Below are 21,625 nucleotides of genomic sequence, written 5' to 3'. Positions count from 1 at the left end.
CAGCCTTCCGAGCGCCCCGGCGGCGTGCCGGGGCGCTCTGCGAGGGTGGGAAGAGGACGGGGAGGCGGCCGGTCAGCCGGCGGCGCTCGTACGGCGCTCGTCGAGCAGCCGCGCGACGGCGCGCAGGTCCGGCTGGCGAAGCAGCAGGGGGGCGCGCAGTCGCACGCCGCACTCCTCCTCCAGGGCGGCCAGCAGCCGGGCCGCGGTGACGGAGGTGCCGCCCGCGTCAAGGAAGTTGTCGGCGAGGGTCAGGCCGGTGCGGCCGAGCAGTTCGCGGCAGAGCCGCAGGACGGTCCGCTCGGCGGGCGTGGCCCGCTCCTCCCCGGGCTGCGCGCCGCCCTGGCCGCCCTGCTGGGCGGCGGCCTCCTCGGCCTTGAGCAGCGCGGCCCGGTCGATCTTGCCGTTGGCGTCCAGCGGGAAGGTGTCGACCAGCCGCAGGACGCTCGGCACGGCCTGCTCGGGCAGCCACGCCCGCACGGCGTCCAGCAGCAGGGCGCCGTCCGCCGGCTCGCCCTCGGCGGCGGGCTGGGCGAAGGCGAGCAGCTGGGCGCCGCCGGCCGGGGCCGGGCGGGCGACCACGGCGGCGCGCCGCACCCGGGGGTCGCGTTCGAGGGCGGCCTCGACCTCGGCCGGCTCGATCCGCACGCCGCTGACCTTGACCTGGTCGTCCAGCCGGCCGAGGAACTCCAGCACCCCGTTCGGGCGCATCAGGACCCGGTCGCCGGTGCGGTAGACCCGGTCGGTGCCGTCGACCTCGTCGGGCGCGGAGACGAAGCGCTCGGCGGTGAGGCCGGCGTCGAGGTAGCCGATGGCCAGGCCCCGGCCGCCGATCCGCAGTTCGCCGGCCTCGCCGCGCGGCAGCGGGCGGCCGTGCTCGTCGGTCACCAGGACGATCGCGCCGGGGATCGGGCGGCCGATCGGCGGCGCGCCGGTGCCGTGGCCGACACCCGGGGCCATGGTGTGCACGGTGGTGACCACGGTGGCCTCGGCCGGGCCGTAGGCGTTGTGGACGGTCGCGGTGACGTCCGGGCCGGGGGCCCGGCGCAGCCGGTCGCCGCCGATCATGAGGTGGCGCAGCGGCAGGCCGCCGGGCCAGGGGCGGTCCAGGACGGGCTCGGCGAGCGGGGTGGGCAGCACGCCGACGGTGATGCCGGCGGCGCGCCACCAGTCGGTGAGCGCGGCCGGGTCCCAGCGGACCGCGTCGGGGGCGACGACCAGCGCCGCGCCGGAGCTGAGGGCGGCCCACAGCTCCATCAGGTGCGGGTCGAAGGCGACGCCGATGAGCAGGCTGTGCCGGTCGCCGGGCCCGAGGCCGGTCAGCTCGCGGTACCAGGTGAGCAGGGCGCCGAGTGCGGTCGGGCCGACGGCGACGGCCTTGGGCAGGCCGGTGGAGCCGGACGTGAGCACGGTGTACTGGGTGCCCTTGGGGGCCCGCACGGCCTGCGCGCCGCCGGTCCGCGCCGGGTCGGCGAAGGCGGCCACCACGCCGTGCGCACCGGGGGCGGTGAGCGGGCGGTGCCGGCCGTCCCGATGGGCGGGCGGCAGCAGCGCCGGGTCGCCGACCAGGCAGACGGGGCGCAGCTGTTCGGCGACGGCCCGCAGCCGGCGCTCGCCGGGGCGCGGTCCGAGCGGCAGGTGGACGGCGCCGAGTCTGGCGACGGCCAGGGTGGTGGCGACCAGCGCGGCGGAGTGGTCGAGGCAGAGCCCGACGAGGTCGCCGGGCCGTACCCGCTCGGCCAGCTGACCGGCCACCTCGTCGGCGAGGCGGTCGAGTTCGGCGTAGCCCAGGGTCAGGTCGCCGTCGATCAGGGCGGGGGCGTACGGGGTGCGGCGGGCCCAGCTGGTGAACAGGTCGAGGACGGCGCCGTCGCGGTGCGGGCGGCCGTGGGCGACGGAGAGGCCGGGCAGCAGCCCGGGCACGGGGCGGGCCTGGGTGGTGGTCATGGTCAGTCCTCCGGACGTCGGTCGATGGTCGTCGGAACGGGGTCAGCCCAGACCCATGGCCCGGGCCACGATCACCTTCTGGACCTCGGAGGTCCCCTCGATGATGGTCGTCATCCGGACGTAGCGGTAGAGGTACTCCAGCGGATGGCCGCGCACCCAGCCGGTGGCGCCGTGCACCTGGAGCGAGCGGTCGACGGCCCGGACGGCGGTCTCGGAGGAGGTCAGCTTGGCGAGCGCGGCGTTCTCGGGGGCCTCGCTGCCGTCGTCGACCAGGCGGGCGCAGGCGAGGGTGAGCAGCTTGGCGGCCTCGACCTCGGCGCGGGTGCGCACCAGGTGCTCCTGGACGTGCTGGTAGTCGCCGATCGGCTGCCCGAAGGCCCGCCGCTCGCGGGCGTACTCCACGCCGAGGCGCAGCGCGTACTCGGCGATGCCGTTGCACATCGCGGCGACCACCAGGCGGCCCCGGGAGAGGCTGTCCATGGCGAGCCCGGTGGCGGCGCCGACGCCCGCCTCGCCGCCGATGACGCAGTCGGCCGGGGCGTACAGCCGGTCGAGGGTCAGTTCGAAGAGCGGCTCGCCGGACATGCCCTCGTAGCGCTGGCCGATGCGCAGCCCGGGGTGGTCCATGGGCAGCACGAAGGCGGTGGCGCCGGCGGTCGCCCCGGCGCCGTCGCCGAGGTCGGTGGCGGCGACGACGAGCGCGAGGTCGGCCCGGTCGGCGTTGCTGACGAAGGTCTTGCGGCCGTTCAGCAGCCAGCCGTCGCCCTCGCGGACGGCGGTGGTGGTGAGCCGGAAGGCGTCGGAACCGGCCTGCGGTTCGGTGAGCGCCAGACAGCGGGTGCGCTCGCCGCGGACCAGCGGGACGAGGTGGCGCTCGATCTGCTGGGGGGTGCCGTGGCGCAGCAGCGGGCTGGGGCCGTCGGAGCCGGCCAGCGCGTAGGGGGCGAGCGGGCAGCCGCTGCGTCCGGCGGCGTGGTGCAGCTGCACGACGGCGGTGAACGGCATGCCGGAGCCGCCGAGTTCCTCGGGGTAGTCGCCGGCGTAGAAGCCGAGGGCGGCGGAGCGCTTGCGCACGTAGGCGCGCAGGTCGGCCGGCGGCTGTTCGGCGGACTCGGCCAGTTCGGCGGCGAGCGGGTCGAGTTCGCGGCGGACGAAGCTCTCGAAGGCGTCGGTGAGCTCGCGGTGCTCGGCTTCGAGGACGGCGGACGGCGCGGAGAGGCCGGGGGCGGAGGTGAGGGGTGTGGTCGGGGTCACTTCTGAGCTCCGGTCAGGGCGCGGGCCTGGTCGGCCAGGACGGGGTGCTGGAAGAGGGTGCGCAGTGGGGGGCGGGTGCCGAGGCGCGGCTCCAGCCAGGCGGCGAGCCGGGCGGCGAGCAACGAGTGGCCGCCGACCTCGAAGAAGTGCGAGTCGGCGGTGAACCGGTCGTGGCCGAGCACCTCGCGCCAGGCCTCGGCCACCAGCGACTGGCCGGGATCGGCGAAGGCGCGCTCGGCCGGGCGCGGGGCCGGGTCGGCGGTGCCGGGCGCCTCGGCGGCCAGCCGGGCGAGGGCCGTCCGGTCGGGCTTGCCGCCCGGCAGCAGCGGCATGGCGTCCAGCGCCGTCCAGCTCGCCGGGACGAGGCCGGCCGGCAGCCGGCGGGCCAGCGCCGCGTGCAGGGCGGGCTGGTCGGGCTGCGGGCCGCCGTCGAGGAAGCCGAGCAGGCGGGGGCCGGCGGTCGCGTCGTGGTGCAGCACGACGGCGCAGGAGCGGCCGCCGAGTTCGGCGGAGGCGGCGGCCTCGATCTCCTCCAGCTCGATCCGGAAGCCGCGCAGCTTGACCTGGTTGTCCTGGCGGCCGAGGAAGCGCAGCCGGCCGTCGAGGTCGCGGTAGCCGCGGTCGCCGGTGCGGTAGACGCGCTCGCCGCCGAGCGCGGGCGGGGTGGTGAACCGGGCCTCGGTGGGCTCCGGCAGGCCGAGGTAGCCGTCGGCCACCACCGCTCCCCCGATGGCGAGTTCGCCGACCGCGCCGGGCGGCAGCGGCTGTCCGCCGGCGTCCAGCACGTGCACCCGGACGCCGGGCAGTTCGGTGCCGAGCGGGATCTCGGCGGCATCGCGGGCGTCGGCGGCATCGCGGGCGACGGCGTCCCCGGTGTCCTCGGCGAGGTCTGTCGCGGTGACCTCGTGCACGGTGGAGGTGACGGTGGCCTCGGTGACGCCGTAGGCGTTGAGAACGGTGACGGCGGTGCCGTCGGTCAGCCCGCGCAGGGCGCGCGCGGGCAGCCGTTCGCCGCCGAGCACCAGTAGGCGCGGGGACCAGCGGCCGTCCGCGAGCGCCTCGCGCAGGTCGTCGCGGACGGCGAGCGCGTAACTGGTCGGCAGGTTGGCGACGGTGACGCCGCGGGCGGCCAGCACGGCGACCAGTTCGGGCCCGGTCGGCACCTCGCGCTGCGGCACCACGAGGGCGGCGCCGGCCACCAGCGAGGGCAGCACCTCCTCCAGGGCCACGTCGAAGGAGGGCCGGGCGAACAGCAGCACCCGGTCGGCGGGGCCGAGCCCGTAGCGGGCGGCGAGCGCGGTGGTCCAGCGGGCGAGCGCGCCCCGCCCGACCAGGACGGGCTTGGGCACGCCGGTGGAGCCGGAGGTGTGGATCACGTAGGCGGCGCCGTCGAGCACGGCGGCGGGCTCGGCCTTGGGGAACGGCGGGCCGTCCAGCAGCGCCGGGGTCAGCTCGCCGGGCAGGGCGAGCGCGCTCTGCCGGGTGGCCAGGACGAGCGCGGGGGCGAGCCGGTCCAGCAGCAGGCCGAGCCGGGCCTGCGGGTCCTCGGCGGAGAGCGGCGCGTACACGGCGCCGTGGCGCAGGCAGGCGAGCAGGGCGACGACGCTGTCCACGCCGCGCGGCAGGACGGTGGCGACCGGCTGGCCCGGGGTCACCCCGGCGGCGCGCAGGCGCTCGACGAGTTCGCCGACGCGGCGGTCCAGGTCGCCGTAGCTCAGGCGCTCGGAGCCGGCGAGCAGGGCGAGCGCGGTGGGGTCGTGGGCGGCGGCCGGGTCGAGGTCGGCCGGCTCGGGGGCGGGGGCTGCGGCCGGTTCCCGGGAGGGTGGCGCGGCGAGGTCGGCGAGCGGGGCGTCCGGGCCGTCGAGGTAGCCGCGCAGCAGGTCGAGCAGCCGTTCCGCGAGGAGGCTCGCGGTCGGCTCGCCGAAGAGGTCGGCGTCGTAGTCCCAGACCAGGGTCATCCCGGCCGCGCCGTGCTTCTCGCCGACCACCCGGCGGTCGTCGGGCAGCAGCACGAGGTCGAGGTCGAAGCGGGTGGTGCCGGTGTTGAACCCCTCGTACAGCGAGACCTCCAGGCCGGGCGCCTGGACGTCGGGCAGCGGCGCGTCGTGCGCGCTGAACATCACGTCGAACAGCGGGTTGTCGCTGCCGCCGGTGTGCCGGCCGAGCGCGCGGGTCAGCTCCTGGACGGGGACGTCCTGGTGCGGCAGCGCGCGGAACAGCACGTCGGTCACCTCGTCCACCGCCTCGGTGCCGGGGGCGGCCGGGTCGAGCCGCAGGCGCAGCGGCACGGTGTTCACGAACATTCCGACGGTGCCCTCGAACCCGGGCGGGCGGTTGCCGACCGCGGTGCCGACCACCAGTTCGCGGTGGCCGCTGTGGCGGCGCAGCAGTTCGGCGAAGAGCGTGAGCAGGGTGGAGAACGGGGTGTGCCCGTCGGTCCTGGCGCGCTCGCGCAGCCGCTCGGCGAGGTCGGCTCCGATCGACTGGCGCAGCTGTCCGCCGCGGTGGCGGCGGGGCGCGCCGGGGCGGGCCAGGCCGGGCAGCGTCAGGTCGAGCGGGGCGTCGGCCAACTCGCCGGTCCAGTAGGCGAGTCCGCGTTCGCGGTCGGCCTGCCGGGCGGCGCCGGCGGCGCGCACGTGGTCCTCGTAGGAGGGGGCGGCGGGGAGCGTGACGGTGTCGGCGGCGCCGAGCACGTGCGCGCGGTAGACGGTGAACAGGTCGCGCAGCAGGATCGCGAAGGAGTGGCCGTCGTGCACGAGATGGTGCTCGACGTGGATGAGCCGGTGGTGGTCGGCTCCGAGCCGGGCGAGGTGCCAGCGCAGCAGCGGGGCCTCGGTGGTGTCCAGCGGCTCCTCGGCCTCGGCGGCGAGCAGGGCGCGGAACGCGGCCTCGGGGTCGGGCTCAGCGCCCAGGTCGCTGGTGCGCAGCCTGGGTTCACCACGGGGGCCGACCCGCTGCAGTGGCAAGCCCTCGGCCTGCTCGACCAGTTCGAGCCGCAGGCCGGGGTGGTGGGCGAGCACGGCGGTCAGGCCGGCGCGCAGCGCGTCGGTGTCGAGCGGGCCCCAGAGGTCGAGGGCGGCGGTGAAGTTGTAGGCGCGGCTGCCGGGCAGCAACTGCTCGTGCAGCCAGACTATTTCCTGCGAGGAGGACAGCGCGAACATGGGCAACTCCCTTGTGGTGTCGGGTTGTTGTTCGGTTCGACAGTGCCAGGGGCGGGCGGTTCGGGGCTCGCCCCGGGCCGGGCGCGCCGGGGGTGGTGGCGGGCTCGGCGGGGTGGTCGGGGCGCACCGGGGTGGCGCGCGGGCGGGGTGGTCGCTGAGCTCGGGCGGGTGAAAGGTGACGGGTGGCTGGGCGGTGGGCGGTGGGCGGTGGGCGGGTGGCGGCGCGGCGGGCGGGCGGGGTCCCGCCGGGATCAGACGGGCGCGCCGAGGTGGCGGCGCAGGGTGGCGAGCAGGGTCGCGAAGGCCGCTTCCGCCGCGGCGCCCGGGTAGCGCTCGCGGTCCCAGGCCAGCCGGACCAGCAGGTCCTCCCCGTGCGAGGCGGAGACCGCGAGCGGCGCGGCGAGCGGGCGGCCCGCCAGGTGGACCTCCCGCCCGGCGGCGCCGGCGAGCAGCAGCGGCGGGCGGCGGTGCAGGTCCTCGAAGGTGAGCAGCCCGTCGAGCGCGCCGGACCAGCTCGCCCCGGCCGAACGGGCGGCGCGCACCACCTCGTCGTACGGGGTGTCCGCGTGGTCCAGGTCGTCCCACCAGTCGGCGCCGAGCGCGTCGAGGTCGCGGGGCGGGCCGGGTGGCGCCGGGTGGACGAGGGTGTTGAGGAAGCAGCCGAGGACGGGGGCCGCGTCGGCCGGGCGGCCGCCCCACGGGTAGCCGAGCGCCAGCACCCGCTCGCCACCGCCGTCGAGGTGGTGCGCGGCGGCCGCCACGGCGTCCAGCAGCGCCGGGAAGACCCCGCCGCGGGCGGCGCCGGTCACCGCGGGCAGCCGCTCGACGGCCGTGCCCGTCGACCAGGCGGCCCCGGCCGGCCGCTCCCCCCGCGGGGGGTCGCCGAGCGCGCCGAGCCGGGCGGCCCAGTGGGCCTGCGCGGCCGCGCCCGCGGCGTTCGCCTCGGCGGCCAACTGGCCTTCGACGGCTGCCCGGTAGGCCTCGACGGCCTCCGCCGGGACGGTCAGCCCGGCCGCGCCCGGGGCGCCGTCGTCCTCGGCGTAGGCGGCGCTCAGCCCCTCGGTGACCAGGCCGAGCGACTGCTCGTCGCAGGCGGCGTGGTCCAGGGCGACGGCGAGCAGTTCCTCCTCGTCGTCCGGCGCGGCCGCCAGCAGCAGCCGCAGCACCGGGCCGTCGGCCGGCCAGTCCAGCAGGGCCCGGCGCAGCGCCGACCGGGCCGGTCCGTCCGGCTGCCCGGGCTCCGGGGGCGCCGCCGGACCGGCCGCCGGGTCGACCGCCCGGTCCACCGGCACGTGGGCCACCTCGACGGAGGGCTCGCCCAGCCGCAGCACCGGGGTGCCGCGCAGCACGGTGAACTCGCCGCGCAGCGCCGGGTGCCGGCCGGCCAGCCGCAGGGCGGCGCGGCGCAGCCGGGGCAGGTCGACGGTGCCGCGCGGGAAGGCGAAGAACAGCGGGACGACGTCCGTCCGGCCGCGCGGGTCACGGCGGCGGGTGATCAGGAAGCGGCGCTGGGCGCCGGTGAGCGGGAGCAGCACCGCCGGGGCGGCCTCGGAGGCGGCGGCGAGGGACCGGTAGCGGGTGAGGTAGGCGGCCGTGATGCTGGAGTGCACGGGAGGTCTCCGCTTCGGTCGGTTCAGGGAGTTCGGTGGGCGGCGGGGGCGCCCTCGGATGCACCGCCGGGCGCGGCGGGCGCAGCGGGCGCGTCGGGCGCGGCGTCGGGCGTGTCCGCCTCCGGCGGCGCGGACGGCAGGTCGCGCAGGCCGCGCAGCGGCGAGAGCAGCAGCGGCACCGGTACGACCAGGAAGCCCGCCGCGCAGAGCCAGAGCGCGGCGCGCGGACCGGCCGCGTCGGCGACGGCGCCGCCGAGCAGGGCGCCGAGCGGCAGGGTGCCCCAGACCAGGAACCGCATGGTGGCGTTCATCCGGCCGAGCAGCCGGGGCGGGCACAGGCCCTGCCGGAAGCTCACCTGGGCGACGTTGTAGACCACCGCGCCGAACAGCGCCACCACCCCGCCGGCCGCGAACAGCACCGGCCCGGCTCCGCCGTCGGCGAGCGGCCACAGCAGCGCGAAGGGCGCGGTGACCAGCGGGGCGAGCCAGATCAGCCGGGCCTGCCCGACCCGCGCGGCCAGCCGGCCCGCGCAGAGCGCACCGGCGAGCCCGCCGACCGCCGTGACCGAGAGCAGGATCCCGATCGCGCCCGGTGACAGGTGCAGCACCCGCACCCAGAAGACGGTCTGCACCGCCATCAGCACCGCGCCGAACAGGTTGGACAGCGCGGTGGTGGCCGCGATCACCCGCAGCAGCGGGTGCCCGGTCACGAAGCGCAGGCCCTCGGCGACGTCCGCGCGCAGCGAGCTCCCGGGCTCGGGCCGGGGCGGCCGCTCCTCGGCGCGGATCCGGCCGAGCAGCAGCGCCGAGAGCAGGTAGCCGGCCGCGTCGACGATGATCGCCAGTGGCGCGCCGAGGAGTTGGACCAGTCCGCCGCCCAGGCCCGGCCCGGCGATCTGCGCGGAGGAGCGGACGGTCTCGATCGCGCCGTTGCCCGCCACCAGGCGCTCGCGCGGCAGCAGCACCGGGAGGAAGGACTGGTGGGCGACGTCGAAGAAGACCGTCGCGACTCCGGTGACCAGGGCCACCAGGTAGAGCTGGAGCAGGCTGAGCGCGTCCGCCGCGGCGGCGAGCGGGATGGAGCCGACGGCCAGGCAGCGCAGGACGTCGGAGCGGACCAGCACGGGCAGTTTGCGCATCCGGTCCAGCCAGGCGCCGGCGGGCAGGCCGACCAGCAGGAAGGCGGCGGTCTCGGCGGCGGTCAGCAGGCCGACCTGGAAGGGTGTGGCGTCGAGCTCCACCACCGCCACCAGCGGCAGCGCGACCAGGGTGACCTGACTGCCCGCCTGCGCCGCGACGGCTCCCGAGAGCAGGAGCCGGAAATCGCGGCGGGCCGGCGTGTCGGCGTGGGACGGGCGAGGCTTTTCGTTCATCAGCACGACCCTCGGTTACCGATTCGCTACCGGGCAACCGGCTGGCCGGATTCCGGCCCCCGCCCGATTCGACCGGATACCGCCGCCTCCTCGGCCCTCCCCCGTCCGCGGCCCGCACCGCCCCGTCCGGCCCGGCGCCGGCCCTCGCGGGCGCGACCAGCGGCAACGCCCGGACCGGCGCCCGCGCGCCGGGCGTCCATTCCGGCGTCCGCTATCCGGACCACTATTTTCGCGCCAGCGGACGGTGATCCTCAACTTGGCCGGAACGCAAGCGGTACTGACGCTGCGTCACCCGGCAGTGGTTCCGGCGTGATATCCGCACGCGCGTGCCCCCTGGGCCGGAGAGTCGGTCCGGGGGGCACGGGGCGCGTCGGGCGGTACGTTCGGTACGCCGGGCGGTTGGCCGAACGGTGGGCCGGGCGGTACGTCGGGCGGTACGTCGGGCGGTACGTCGGGTACGCCGGGCGGTTGGCCGAACGGTGGGCCGGGCGGTACGTCGGGCGGTACGTCGGGTACGCCGGGCGGTTGGCCGAACGGTGGGCCGGGCGGTACGTCGGGCGGTACGTCGGGGGCGCGTCAGGCCGGGTCGAGCCCGGCGTCCGGGGTGCGGCCCGCCTGGGCCTGCTCGATGCGCTCGACCAGCATCGCGGCGAGCCGCCGGGTGCCCGCCGGGTCCACCGGGCCGCCCTCGGTGGTGACGGTGGCGACCACCGTGCCGGAGCGGATCACGATCGCCACGCCGTCCCGGCCCGCCAGCTGGCCCTGGAACGCGCGGCTCTCCGTCCCCAGCGGGCCGACGTCGGCCGGGCCGTACTTGGTGGTGTCGCCGTAGGCCGCGTACGCCTCCTTGAGGCGGTCCTGGGCCTGGGTCCGGCCGGGCAGGGTGTCGACGCCGAAGCGGACGGTCACCTCGCCGGCCCCGAACCGGGCCTGCCCGCTCAGCGGCTTGCCGGTGCACGGCGTGGCGGCGGTGCAGGTGGTGGCGTGGTCGGCGGTGTCGACCCGCCGCTTCTCCTCCTCCCATCCGGCCATGGCCTTCTGGTCGGGCAGCACCTGCGCGACCAGCGCGGAGTCGAGCAGCGGGGTGTCCGAGTCGGGTCCGGTGGCCGACTGCCCGCCGCCGGACGTTCCCGCGCCGACCGGTCCGGTGGCGGACGGTCCGGTGGCGGACGGTCCGGTGGCGGAGCCGCCCGCTGCCGCCGCGCCCGCGCCCGCGCCGGACGATCCGGTGCCGGCCGTCGCGCCCGGGGCCGGCGCACCGCCCGCCGCGGCCCCCGGCGCCGGGGAACCGCCCGCCGGGGCGCCGCCCGGGGTGCCGCCCGGAGCCGTCGAGGTGCCGGCGGTGGCGCCGGCGCCCGCGTCGGCCGTAGTACCGGGGCTCGCCGAAGCCGCCGGGGCGCCCTTCGCCGTGTCCCCGGAGTGTGCCGAACTCCCCGAACCGCAGGCCGCCACCGCCGCCAGCAGCACACCCGTCGCCGCCGCAGCGGCCACCTTCCGACCGGCCGTGCCCATGTCCGCCCCTCTCGTGTCCGTGGCCCCTCAAGATAGACGCGCCCCCGGGCGGCCGGTCCCCCGGGGCGGGCGGTCAGCCCCGGGCGGACGGGGTGGCCCCGGGAGCGCCCGGCGGGAGCGGCTCGACCCCGGTCACCCGGCTGACCCTGGTCGGCTCGATCAGCACGACCACCCGCCGCTCCCCCGGGATGCCCCAGCCGTAACGTTCGACGCCGAGGTAGGTGCGGGCCAGCCGGTCCATGTTCCGCTCGGCCTCCTCGCCCTCGACGAAGCGCACCACCCGCCCCCGGATCTGCACCCGGTCGTACGGGTCGGCGGGGTCGGCGAGCGACAGGCAGACCCTCGGGTCCCGCCGCAGGTTCCGCTCCTTGACCCGCCCCACGGAGGTGTTGAACAGCAGCAGGTCCCCCTCCATCCCCACCCACATCGGGCTGACGTGCGGCGACCCGTCGGCGTTGACCGTGCCGACGTACCAGATGTGCCCCGCCGCGATCCGCTCCCGGACGTCCTTCGAGATCTCGACCATGCGCCCAGTCTGCCCGTCCCCGGCCGGCCGCACGCCGCTGCTCCGCTCCCCGTTCCTCCCCGGCGGCGGTGGTCACCCGGACCGCCCAGGGCACTCGGGTGAACACGCCCGGGACGTCCACCCGAAGGGCTCACCGGCCGGGCCGCCGCTGCCGCCTTCCGGTGGCACCGGCGGCCACCGTGGTTGACGTTGGATCAGGCGCCCACCCCGTGAGTCCCCTGGCCGACGACGTGTCGGCGATCGCGGGAAACGCGCCGGAAGGATCATCATCATGCGTTCTGCACGCACGCTGCTCGCCGGGGCCGCCGTCGCGGCGGTCCTCACCGTCGGTGCCCCGCTCGCCTTCGCCGATGGCGCCTCCGACCAGGGCAAGAACCTGACCTGGCAGGAGAAGCAGGACAAGGCCGCCAGCGCCGAGGGTCAGAAGACCTGGGAGGAGAAGCAGAAGGGCTCCTCCGGCACCGAGGAGCAGAAGGCCCCCGAGGCCAAGGGTTCCGAGAGCAAGGGCTCGGAGGACAAGGGCTACGAGGCCAAGGGCGAGGAGAAGGCCCCGCACGGTGGCGTGCACACCGGCGGCGGCGGGCTCGCGCTCTCCGGCGGCGGCCTCGCCTCCGGTGCGGTCCTGCTGCTCGGCGGTCTCGGGGCCGGCGCGATCGCGCTGCGCCGCGGCCGCCGCACCGGCGACGCCACCATCTGATCCCGCGCCGTTCCCGCCGCCGCCCCGTCGTGGCCCGCGCCCCGTGCGCCGGGCTCGATGGGGCGGCGTGCGGGGCGGCGCTTCGCCGTGTCGGGCCCGCGGTCTCGGGAGCGCGGGCCGTGGAGAGGAGTACGAGCGACGATGGCCGGTCTGATCCCCGGGACGTCCCGGATGCTGCGCGCGGGCATGGGGGCGGCAGCGGTCGGTCTGCTGCTGATCTACAACTCGGTGGACACCGTCCCGGCGGACGGGTCCGCAGCAGGGCAGGCCGGGCCCCCGGCCGCCACGGCCCCGGCGGCGGGCGGGGCCGACCCCTCGGCGGGCGGGGCCGTCGGGCCCGCCCCGGCCGCGCCGGTCAAGGCGGCGCCGCCGCTGGACCGGTCCGTGCCGGCCCGGCTGCGGATCCCGCAGATCAACGTGGACGCCCCCTTCACCGAGCTCACCCTGAACCCCTCCGGGCAGCTCAACCCCCCGCCGCCGGAGGACAAGAACCTGGTCGGCTGGTACCGCGGCGGCGTCTCGCCGGGCGAGCGCGGCGCCGCGGTGGTGGCCGGGCACGTCGACACCAGCAAGGGGCCGGCGGTGTTCCTGCTGCTCAGCCTGATGCTGCCGGGCAACAAGGTGGAGGTCCAGCGGGCCGACGGCACCATCGCCGTGTTCGCGGTCGACGCCGTGGAGACCTTCGCCAAGGACGCCTTCCCCGACCAGCGGGTCTACGGGAAGACGCCCGACGCCCAGCTCCGGCTGATCACCTGCGGCGGCACCTACGACAAGCAGCGCCGGGACTACCTCGACAACGTGGTGGTCTTCGCGCACCTGGAGTCCTCCCGCAAGGCGTGAGCGGCTCCGGCGGCACCGCGACCGCCGGCCCCCCTGTGGAAGGGGACCGGCGGTCGCGGTGTGCGGGCGGGGTGGCACGGCCCCGGACGGGCCGGCCCCGGACGGCGCGGCCCTGGACGGGTCAGCCGCGGACGACGGCCTCGAAGGCGTGCAGGTACGGGTTGACCGGGCGGACCTCGCGGACCTCCAGGCCGGCCTCGGTCATCAGCCGGGCCATGCTCGTCTCGGAGTGCTTGGCGCCGCCGACGTTGAGCATCAGCATGAGGTCCATGGCGGTGGTGAACCGCATCGAGGGGCTGTCGTCCACCAGGTTCTCGACCACCACGACCCGGGCGCCCGGGCGGGCCGCCGCGACCACGTTGGCCAGCGTGCGCCGGGTGCTCTCGTCGTCCCACTCCAGGATGTTCTTGATGATGTAGAGGTCGGCGACCACCGGGATGTCCACCCGGCAGTCGCCGGGCACCAGCCGGGCCCGGGCGGCGAACGCGCCGCCCTCGCGCAGCCGGGGGTCGGCGCCGGCGACCACCTTGGGCAGGTCGAGCAGGGTGCCGTGCAGCGCCGGGTGCTTCTCCAGCAGGCTGGCGAGGACGTGGCCCTGGCCGCCGCCGATGTCCACCACCGAGTCGACGCCGGTGAGGTCGAGGTAGGCGGCGAAGTCGGCGGCGGACTGCCGGCTGGAGGTGGTCATCGCCTTGTCGAAGACCTTGGCGGACTCGCCGCCTTCGCTGTGCAGGTAGTCGAAGAACTCCTTGCCGAACAGCTCGGGGAAGACGTTGCGGCCCGAACGCACCGCCTCGTCCAGCTTCGGCCAGGCCTCCCAGGTCCACGGCTCGGTGCACCACAGGGAGATGTAGCGCAGGCTGTTCGGGGCGTCCTCGCGCAGCAGCCGGGACATCTCGGTGTGGGCGAAGCGGTCGCCGTCGAGCTCCTCGAAGATGCCGTAGCAGGTGAGGGCGCGCAGCAGGCGGCGCAGCTGCCGGGGCTCGGTGCCGAGGTCGGCGGCGAGGTCGGTGACGGTGGTGGGGGTGTCGCCGAGCGCGTCGGCGGCACCGAGCCGGGCGGCCGCGCGGACGGCGGCGGCGCAGGCGGCGCCGAAGACGAGCTCCCGCAGGCGCATGGCGGCCTGCGGGGTGGTGGCGGGTGCGGTGGTCATGGACCGTTTCTCTGCTTTCTGCGGGAACGGGATGGCGCAGGGCTTCGGGGGACTCGGGGCTTCGGGGGCGTCGGAGGGGTGGGCGGGGGTGTCGGGGGGACGGGCCCGGGGGCGGACGGACCGGTCAGCAACGGCCGGCGGGCTCGGAGACCGCGCACTGGTTGCGGGTGAAGGCGTTGTCGGTGCCGGTGTCGCGGTCGGCGAGGTCGGCCGGGCCGTTGCCGAGCACGAGGTTGTCGGTGACCGTGTTGCGGGCGTTGGCCACGCCGACCACGCTGGGCACGAGCACGATCCCGCCGGAGAACGGCGAGGCGCCGACGTTGTCGCGGACCTCGTTCTCCGTCACCGCCGTCTCCTCGGCACCGGTGAGCACGATGCCGGCGCCCTGGATGTGGTCCAGCCGGGGGTTGGGCGGGCAGTAGCGGTTGTTGGCGACGACCTGGTTGCGGGTGACGGTGAGCGCGCCGGCCCGGGGCACGCCCTCGTCGCCGACGACGAAGACCCCGCCGCAGTTGCCGTGGATCCGGTTGCGGTCGATGCTCAGGTCGCGCAGCCGGCGCACGGTGACGCCGATCCGGTTGTCGGTGAGCAGGTTGTCCCTGACCAGGGTGCCGTCGGTGGACAGGGCGCCGCCCTCGCTGTCCACGGAGTTGGCGAGGAAGACGCCGGACTGGCCGTTGCGGGCGGACTCGTTGGCGGTGATCACGCCCCGGGTGGACTTCTCCTGGCTGATGCCCTGCTGCGCGTTGTCGTGGACGTAGGTGGCGCGGACGGTCAGGCCGGTGGTGCCGGTGGCGTTGATGCCGTTCTTGCGGAAGCCGGTGACGGCGAGCGCCTCGACGGTGACCCCGGCGAGCGGCCGGCTGTCGGTACCGACCACGCAGAGGCCGTGACCGGCGGCGGAACAGGCCGCGGCGAGGTCGGCGGCGGACAGGGTGGACGTGGCGGGAGCGGCGGGAGCGGGCGCGTCCGCCGCCGGGGCGGGCGCGGCGGCGGCCGGGGCGGGCGCGGCGGCGGCCGGGGCGGGCGCGGCGGCGGCCGGCTCGGCCGGGAGGATGACGCTGTCCGGGCCGGCGCCGCGCAGGGTGAGGCCGGGTGTGGTGATCCGGACGCTGCCCCGGTACTCGCCGGGCAGCAGCTGCACGGTGTCACCGGGAAGGGCGGCGTCGAGGGCCTGCTGAATCGATTCCCCGGGAAACACCACGTGCAGTTCGCCGGCGGCGTGCGCGGGCGCGGCGCCGACGGCGGTGAGGACGGTGGTCAGGGCGGTCGTGGCGGCGGCGGTGGCCGCGGCGAGGTGGTGGACCCGTCGCGTGGGCATGAGTGATGACCTGCTTTCTGGCACGCCGCCGCGTGGGAGCCCCGACGCGCGCGTGGGGGCCATCGGCACGGTGACGCAAGGTGAGCGGGGGTTGACGGCCGGTGGGTGTCGGCCGAATCGACGCTAGGTGCGCGCGGGTGCCCCCGCCACCAGGGTTGGGCTGCCGGGCTGACGGGGCGTCGGGCCGGGCGAGTCCGGAAGGGTGAGGCCGGCAAGGCCGGGCCGGAGCAGGCCGGGCCGGGGAGGGTGGGACCGGCAGTGGTGGTCCGTCAGCTCACCGGCGCCCCCAGGCGTACCGGCAGCTCCGCCAGGTGCCAGGCCACCGGGTTGGGACCGCGCCGCACCTCGGCCGGGGCGACGGCGAGCGCGAGCCGGGGGTAGTGGCGCAGCAGGGCGGCGAAGGCGGCCACGGCCTCCTCCTGGGCGAGCACCGCGCCGGGGCAGCGGTGGGCACCGTGGCCGAATCCGAGGTGGGCGTCGTGGTGCGGGGCGGTGGCGCGGCCCAGGTCGAGCCGCTCGGGATCGGGGAAGGCCCGGGGATCGTGGTTGGCCCCGGCGAGGATCGGCATCACGGCCTCGCCCTTGCGGACGAGCGTCCCGGCGAGCCGCACGTCCTCGGTGGCGTAGCGGGGCAGCGCGCCGAGCGTCGGCCCGCACCAGCGCATCAGCTCGTCGACGGCGGCCGGGAGCAGGGCCGGATCGGCGCGGAGCCGGGCGAGCTGCCCGGGGTGGGCGAGCAGGGCGGCCGTTCCGTTGCCGATCAGGGTGGCCGTGGTCTCGTGGCCGGCCACGATCAGGTTGAGCAGGAGCGAGACCGTCTCGACCCGGTCGAGGGTGGTGCCCTCGGCGGCGGCGAGGTGGGAGACCAGGCCGTCGTCCGGCTCGGCGCGGCGGCGGTCGATCAGCGCGTGGGCGGCGGTGACCATCGCGCGCAGCGCGTCGTCCAGTCCGGGGCCGGCGCCGCGGCCGAGGTAGGAGCTCCACGCGCGCCACCGCGGCCGGTCCGGCTCGGGGATGCCGAGCAGTTCGCAGATGACGGTCACCGGCAGCGGATAGGCGAAGTGGGCGACGAGGTCGACCACGCCGTCGGCGTCGGCGTGCTCGCGCAGGGCGCGGGCGTGCTCGGCGGCGAGCCGTTCGATCCGGGGCCTCAGCCGGCCGACGGCGCCGGCCGTCAGGGCGGGCTGGACCAGGCCGCGCAGCCTCCGGTGCTCGGCGCCGTCCGCGTCGAACACGCCGGCACGCAGGTACTGCTCGCACTCGGGCGGCAGACCGCGCGCCCGCCAGACCTGCGCGGTGCGGTGGGCGGGGCAGGCGCCGGGCACACCGGCCGCGTCGTTGACGAAGCGGGGGTCGGCGAGGACGGTGCGGACGTCCTCGTAGCGGGTGGCGATCCAGAACGGATCGACCCCCGGGATGGTGCCCCGGGCGAGCGGCGCCCGTTCACGGATCCGCGAGAAGGCCTCGAACGGGCTCCGCACCAGCTCGGCGTCGCGCAGGTCGACCGTCTCGACGGGCTCGACCGGCGGGAAGGAGTGGGTGGACTCGGTGGCGGTCATGGGCGCCTCCCTCGGCGCTCGGGTTCCGTTGCTCTCACGGACTAAGACGGAGCGCCGAGCACCCCGGGACGACCCGGTTCCACCGGTTCACCCGATCGGGTGGGAACGGCCCGGCCACCGCCCGTCCGGCGCCCGCATGCCATGCTCGGAGCCATGAGCACCGCCGCCACCGCCGCCCCCGTGATCCCCGCACCGGCCGCCGCCCCGCGCCCGCCGTCCCCGGCCGGCCGCAACCCGGTGGGCGCCCATGTGCCGGTGGCGGCCCGGGGCCTGGCCGGGACCGGTCTGGCGTACGCCCGCCGGGTGGGCGCCGAGACGGTGCAGGTGTTCGTGGCGAACCCGCGCGGCTGGGCGACCCCGGCCGGCAACCCGGCGCAGGACGAGGAGTTCCGCGCGGCCTGCGCCCAGGAGGCGATCCCCGCCTACGTCCACGCGCCGTACCTCATCAACTTCGGCTCCGACAACCCGGCCACCCGCGAGCGCTCGGCCGCCTCGCTGCGCCACTCGCTGCTGCGCGGGCACGCGATCGGCGCGCTGGGCGTGGTGCTGCACACCGGTTCGGCGGTCGGCGCGGCGCCGGACGGCGGCTCGCGCCGGGCCGAGGCGATGGCCCAGGTCCGGGCGGACGTCCGCCCGCTGCTGGAGGAGCTGGAGGCGCTCGGCGACGACGCGCCGTGGCTGCTGCTGGAGCCCACCGCCGGCCAGGGCCGCTCGCTCTGCTCGCGGATGGAGGACCTCGCCGAGTACCTGGACGCGCTGGACGGCCACCCGCGCGTCGGGGTCTGCCTGGACACCTGCCACGCCTTCGCGGCCGGCCACGACCTGGCGGCGCCGGGCGGCGTGCGCGGGACGCTGGACGCGCTGGTCGCGGCCGCCGGTCCGGACCGGCTGCGGCTGATCCACGCCAACGACTCCGAGGACGCCGTCGGCGCGCGCAAGGACCGGCACGCCAACATCGGCGACGGCCTGATCGGCGCCGAGCCGTTCCGCGAGCTGTTCGAGCACCCGGCGACCGCCGGGGTCCCGCTGATCGTGGAGACCCCGGACCGCAAGCACGGCGGCGACGGCACCGGCCACGCCCGGGACATCACCGCGCTCAAGGGGCTGCGGGCCCGCGCCGCGCTGCCCGCGTAGCGCCGCCGCCCGGGGCGGACCGCCGGCCCGGGGACACTCCGCCGGAGCCGCTCGGGCTGCCGGTGCGCGGCCCCGGTGTCAGGCTGGAACGAGTCACGCGCCCGAGCGGGTCACGCGCCCCGAGGACGGGGGTCTCCCGATGAGCCCGACCCGGAAGTTGGCCGAGCTGCCGTGCGGCCACCGCAGCAAGTGGGTGGTGCTGGCCCTGTGGCTGGTACTGCTGGTGGTGGCGGGCCCGCTGGCGGGCAAGCTCACCGACGCCGAGGACAACCAGGCCTCCAGCTGGCTGCCGAGCAACGCCGAGTCCACCCGGGTGCTCGACGAGCAGCGGGCGTTCCAGCCGGTGGACACCGCCCAGGCGGTGGTGGTCTACGTCCGCGACGGCGGGATCACCCTGGCCGACAGGGCCGAGGCGGCCCGGGACGCCGAGGCCTTCGCCTCCGCCCCGCACGTGCTCGGCCGGGTGAGCGGACCGGTGGAGTCCGCCGACGGCGAGGCGCTGCAGACCATCGTGCCGATCGACATCGGCACCGGCGGCTGGCAGGACCTGCGCCCGGCGGTGGACAGCCTGCGCGCCACCGCCGCCGAGAACAGCCTCGGCATGACCACCCACGTCACCGGCCCGGCCGGTATCGGCGCTGACCAGGCCGAGGCCTTCGCCGGGATCGACTCCACCCTGCTGGCGGCCACCGTCAGCGTGGTGATCGTCCTGCTGCTGCTCACCTACCGCAGCCCGGTGCTGTGGATGCTGCCGCTGTTCTCGGCAGCCGGGGCGCTGGTGGTCGCGCAGGCGGTGATCTACCTGCTGGCCGAGCACGCCGGGCTGACCGTCAACGCGCAGAGCGCCGGCATCCTCATCGTGCTGGTGCTCGGCGCGGGCACGGACTACGCGCTGCTGCTCACCGCCCGCTACCGGGAGGAGCTGCGCCGGCACGAGGACCGGCACGAGGCGATGGCCTTCGCCCTGCACCGGGCCGGGCCCGCGATCCTGGCCTCCTCGGCGACCGTCATCGCCTCGATGCTGTGCCTGCTGGTCGCCGAGATGAACTCGACCAGCGGGCTCGGCCCGGTCTGCGCGATCGGGGTGCTGGTGGCGCTGGCCGCGATGCTGACCCTGCTGCCGGCGCTGCTGGTGATCGTCGGGCGCTGGGTGTTCTGGCCGGTGCGGCCGGCGTTCGGGACGCCCGAGCCGACGCGCACCGGCCGCTGGGCGCACGTCGGGGCGTGGATCGGACGCCGTCCGCGCAAGGTGTGGATCGGCACCGCGCTGGCGCTCGCGGCCTGCTGCGTCGGGCTGGTCTCGCTGAACGCGACCGGCCTCAGCACGGCCGGAACCTTCACCGGCAAGCCGGACTCGGTGGTCGGCCAGGAGGTGCTGGCCGACCACTTCCCGGCCGGCACGGGTGCGCCGCTGACGGTCATCTCCGCGGCCGGTGAGTCCGGGGCGGTGCGCGCGGTGACGCAGGAGACGCCCGGGGTGTCGGGCACCACGGCGCCGTTGACCCACGAAGGCCGGGCGATGTTCCAGGCCACGCTCACCGACCCGCCGGACAGCGGGCCGGCCAAGGACACCGTGGACCGGCTGCGGGCCGCCGTGCACGCCGTGCCGGGCGCCGACGCCCAGGTGGGCGGCTCGACGGCGGTGATCCTGGACGCCGGGCGGGCCGCGACCTCCGACAACCGGACGATCATCCCGCTCGTCCTCGGCGTGGTCCTGGTGATCCTCGCCCTGCTGCTGCGCGCCGTCACGGCCCCGCTGGTGCTGATCGCCACCGTCGTGCTGTCCTACGCCGCCGCGCTCGGCATCAGCGCGTTCTTCTTCGAGCACGTCTTCCACTTCGAGGGCCAGGACAACTCCTTCCCGCTGTTCGTCTTCGTCTTCCTGGTGGCCCTGGGCATCGACTACAACATCTTCCTGATGACCCGGGTCCGCGAGGAGGCCGCCCACCACGGCACCCGGCCGGGTGCGGTGGCCGGTCTGGCCGCCACCGGCGGCGTGATCACCTCGGCCGGCCTGATCCTGGCGAGCACCTTCGCCGTGCTCGGCACCCTCCCGATCGTCGGCTTCGCCGAGATCGGCTTCGCGGTGGCCCTCGGCGTACTGCTGGACACCCTGGTGGTGCGCTCCGTGCTGGTCACCGCGCTCACCATGGACCTGGACCACCGGATGTGGTGGCCGAGCGAGTTGTCCAGGCAAGTTCCTCCGCACAGAGAGGAGTTGGCCAGACAGCTTTAAGTTACCGATGAGTTCATATGGTTATCGTTCACCGTCTGGACGAACGTGGCCCGGCATCGTTTCACTGCGGGCATGCCAACTCCCTCCACGCGTCTCGCCGCCGTCTGCACGGCCGCCGCGGCCCTGCTCGCCCCGCTCGCCGCCGCGCCCGGCGCCCACGCCGCCCCCGCCGCGAGCGCGTCCGTGCCCGCGCTCAAGGTGCTGACGTACAACGTCTTCCTGATGAGCAAGAACCTCTACCCCAACTGGGGTCAGGACTACCGGGCCAAGGCCATCCCCGCCACCGACGTCTTCCAGGGCCAGGACGTCGTGGTGCTCCAGGAGGCCTTCGACAACGGCGCCTCCGACGCGCTGGTCGCCCAGGCCTCGGCCGCCTACCCGTACCACACCCCGGTGGTCGGCCGCTCGACCAGCGGCTGGGACGCCACCGCCGGCGGCTACAGCTCCGCCACCCCCGAGGACGGCGGCGTCACCCTGCTCAGCAAGTGGCCGATCCTGCGCAAGGAGCAGTACGTCTTCAAGGACGCCTGCGGCTCGGACCGGTTTTCGAACAAGGGCTTCGTCTACGCCGTGCTGAACGTCAACGGCCTGCGCACCCACGTCATCGGCACCCACCTGCAGTCCACCGACTCGGGCTGCTCCGCGGGCCGGCCGGCCGCGATCCGGGCCGCCCAGCTCAAGGCGATGAAGGCCTTCGTCGACGCCAAGAACATCCCGGCCGCCGAGCCGGTCGTGCTCGCCGGGGACCTCAACGTCGACGCGCACGGCACCGAGTACCCCGCCCTGCTGGCCAACGCGGGCGTGGCGCCGGCCGACACCCGTGACGGCTGGGCCGACTCATTCGACACCGCGGACAACTCGATCGCCGCCTACCGCTACCCGGGCGAGCCGAAGGAGGACCTCGACTACGTCCTCTACCGCGCCGACCACGCCCGCCCCGCGCACTACACCAACACGGTGGTCCGCTTCCACAGCGCCCCGTGGACGGTGAGCAGTTGGGGCACCGGCTACACCTACAACGACCTGTCCGACCACTACCCCGTGACGGCGGGCTAGCCTCCGGAAGGGCGGTTCACCGGGGTCAGCCGGCGCCGGTGAACCGCCGGTAGGCGGCGGCGAGCGCGGGATCCAGCGGGCGGCCGCGCTCGGCGAGACCGGAGGGGCCCAACTCCTCGAAGGCGGTGACGGCTTCGCCCTCCCGATCGCCTTCCGGATCGCCGGCCAGGCCGGGGGCGGCGGGGACGGAGCCCTGCCAGAAGACGTCCAGCAGGTCGGCGAGCGGTCGTTCGTCGTCGGTGGCCACGG

The 21,625-nt window shown here is 76.4% G+C and carries 16 protein-coding genes; 5 read left to right on the top strand and 11 right to left on the bottom strand.

Annotated elements, in window-relative coordinates:
* Window positions 1-72 precede the first annotated feature (72 nt).
* From ABT093_RS07470 to ABT093_RS07440, 7 genes are all read right to left on the bottom strand, one after another.
* Window positions 73-1,944 (bottom strand): non-ribosomal peptide synthetase, encoded by a 1,872-nt coding sequence (locus ABT093_RS07470; RefSeq protein WP_350561430.1) that lies wholly within the window; start codon window positions 1,942-1,944, stop codon window positions 73-75.
* Between the two features lie 42 nt (window positions 1,945-1,986).
* On the bottom strand, window positions 1,987-3,198 hold the full coding sequence (locus tag ABT093_RS07465) for an acyl-CoA dehydrogenase family protein (RefSeq protein ID WP_350561428.1): 1,212 nt from the start codon (window positions 3,196-3,198) through the stop codon (window positions 1,987-1,989).
* Window positions 3,195-6,359, bottom strand: a complete 3,165-nt coding sequence (locus ABT093_RS07460) for a non-ribosomal peptide synthetase (RefSeq protein WP_350561426.1) — start codon at window positions 6,357-6,359, stop codon at window positions 3,195-3,197. The genes ABT093_RS07465 and ABT093_RS07460 overlap by 4 nt, the downstream gene beginning before the upstream one ends.
* Before the next feature lie 251 nt (window positions 6,360-6,610).
* Window positions 6,611-7,969: a non-ribosomal peptide synthetase gene (locus ABT093_RS07455; protein WP_350561424.1), complete on the bottom strand. Its 1,359-nt coding sequence runs from the start codon at window positions 7,967-7,969 to the stop codon at window positions 6,611-6,613.
* A 23-nt stretch (window positions 7,970-7,992) separates the two neighbouring features.
* Window positions 7,993-9,342 carry an MFS transporter gene (locus tag ABT093_RS07450; RefSeq protein ID WP_350561422.1) on the bottom strand — a complete coding sequence of 450 codons (1,350 nt, stop codon included), beginning with the start codon at window positions 9,340-9,342 and terminating at the stop codon, window positions 7,993-7,995.
* A 576-nt stretch (window positions 9,343-9,918) separates the two neighbouring features.
* Entirely contained in the window at window positions 9,919-10,854 is a 936-nt protein-coding gene (locus ABT093_RS07445) for a hypothetical protein (protein WP_350561420.1), read from the bottom strand.
* A 73-nt stretch (window positions 10,855-10,927) separates the two neighbouring features.
* Window positions 10,928-11,380 carry a PPOX class F420-dependent oxidoreductase gene (locus ABT093_RS07440; protein ID WP_350561418.1) on the bottom strand — a complete coding sequence of 151 codons (453 nt, stop codon included), beginning with the start codon at window positions 11,378-11,380 and terminating at the stop codon, window positions 10,928-10,930.
* A 271-nt stretch (window positions 11,381-11,651) separates the two neighbouring features.
* On the opposite strand from ABT093_RS07440, the gene ABT093_RS07435 reads away from it, so the two are divergent.
* Together ABT093_RS07435 and ABT093_RS07430 are read left to right on the top strand one after the other, a co-directional pair.
* Window positions 11,652-12,077, top strand: coding sequence for a hypothetical protein (locus ABT093_RS07435; protein WP_350561416.1), 426 nt, complete (start codon window positions 11,652-11,654; stop codon window positions 12,075-12,077).
* Window positions 12,078-12,218: 141 nt separating this feature from the next.
* Complete coding sequence (locus ABT093_RS07430) at window positions 12,219-12,917, top strand: class F sortase (RefSeq protein ID WP_350561414.1); 699 nt, start codon at window positions 12,219-12,221, stop codon at window positions 12,915-12,917.
* Window positions 12,918-13,038: 121 nt separating this feature from the next.
* Here ABT093_RS07430 and ABT093_RS07425 read toward each other — a convergent pair whose 3' ends face one another.
* The 3 genes from ABT093_RS07425 to ABT093_RS07415 all read right to left on the bottom strand — a co-directional run bounded on the left by ABT093_RS07425 (window position 13,039) and on the right by ABT093_RS07415 (window position 16,950).
* Window positions 13,039-14,070 (bottom strand): methyltransferase, encoded by a 1,032-nt coding sequence (locus tag ABT093_RS07425; RefSeq protein ID WP_350561412.1) that lies wholly within the window; start codon window positions 14,068-14,070, stop codon window positions 13,039-13,041.
* 124 nt (window positions 14,071-14,194) lie between these two features.
* Window positions 14,195-15,391: a right-handed parallel beta-helix repeat-containing protein gene (locus tag ABT093_RS07420; RefSeq protein WP_350561410.1), complete on the bottom strand. Its 1,197-nt coding sequence runs from the start codon at window positions 15,389-15,391 to the stop codon at window positions 14,195-14,197.
* Between the two features lie 269 nt (window positions 15,392-15,660).
* Window positions 15,661-16,950 (bottom strand): cytochrome P450 family protein, encoded by a 1,290-nt coding sequence (locus ABT093_RS07415; protein WP_350561408.1) that lies wholly within the window; start codon window positions 16,948-16,950, stop codon window positions 15,661-15,663.
* A gap of 153 nt (window positions 16,951-17,103) precedes the next feature.
* Here ABT093_RS07415 and ABT093_RS07410 point away from each other — a divergent pair, with 153 nt between their 5' ends.
* The 3 genes from ABT093_RS07410 to sph all read left to right on the top strand — a co-directional run bounded on the left by ABT093_RS07410 (window position 17,104) and on the right by sph (window position 21,376).
* Entirely contained in the window at window positions 17,104-18,084 is a 981-nt protein-coding gene (locus tag ABT093_RS07410; protein ID WP_350561406.1) for a deoxyribonuclease IV, read from the top strand.
* Between the two features lie 139 nt (window positions 18,085-18,223).
* Window positions 18,224-20,320 carry an MMPL family transporter gene (locus ABT093_RS07405; protein ID WP_350561404.1) on the top strand — a complete coding sequence of 699 codons (2,097 nt, stop codon included), beginning with the start codon at window positions 18,224-18,226 and terminating at the stop codon, window positions 20,318-20,320.
* 72 nt (window positions 20,321-20,392) lie between these two features.
* Complete coding sequence (gene sph, locus ABT093_RS07400; RefSeq protein WP_350561402.1) at window positions 20,393-21,376, top strand: sphingomyelin phosphodiesterase; 984 nt, start codon at window positions 20,393-20,395, stop codon at window positions 21,374-21,376.
* A gap of 25 nt (window positions 21,377-21,401) precedes the next feature.
* On the opposite strand, the gene ABT093_RS07395 is transcribed toward sph, so the two are convergent.
* A complete protein-coding gene (locus ABT093_RS07395) occupies window positions 21,402-21,623 on the bottom strand; it encodes a hypothetical protein (RefSeq protein ID WP_350561400.1) in 222 nt (73 codons plus the stop codon).
* Window positions 21,624-21,625 lie beyond the last annotated feature (2 nt).

It is taken from the genome of Kitasatospora sp. NPDC002551 (assembly GCF_040296005.1).
Lineage (GTDB): Bacteria > Actinomycetota > Actinomycetes > Streptomycetales > Streptomycetaceae > Kitasatospora.
The sequence above is the reverse complement of the archived record's forward strand: the minus strand, read 5'-3'. Positions and strand labels throughout refer to the sequence as shown.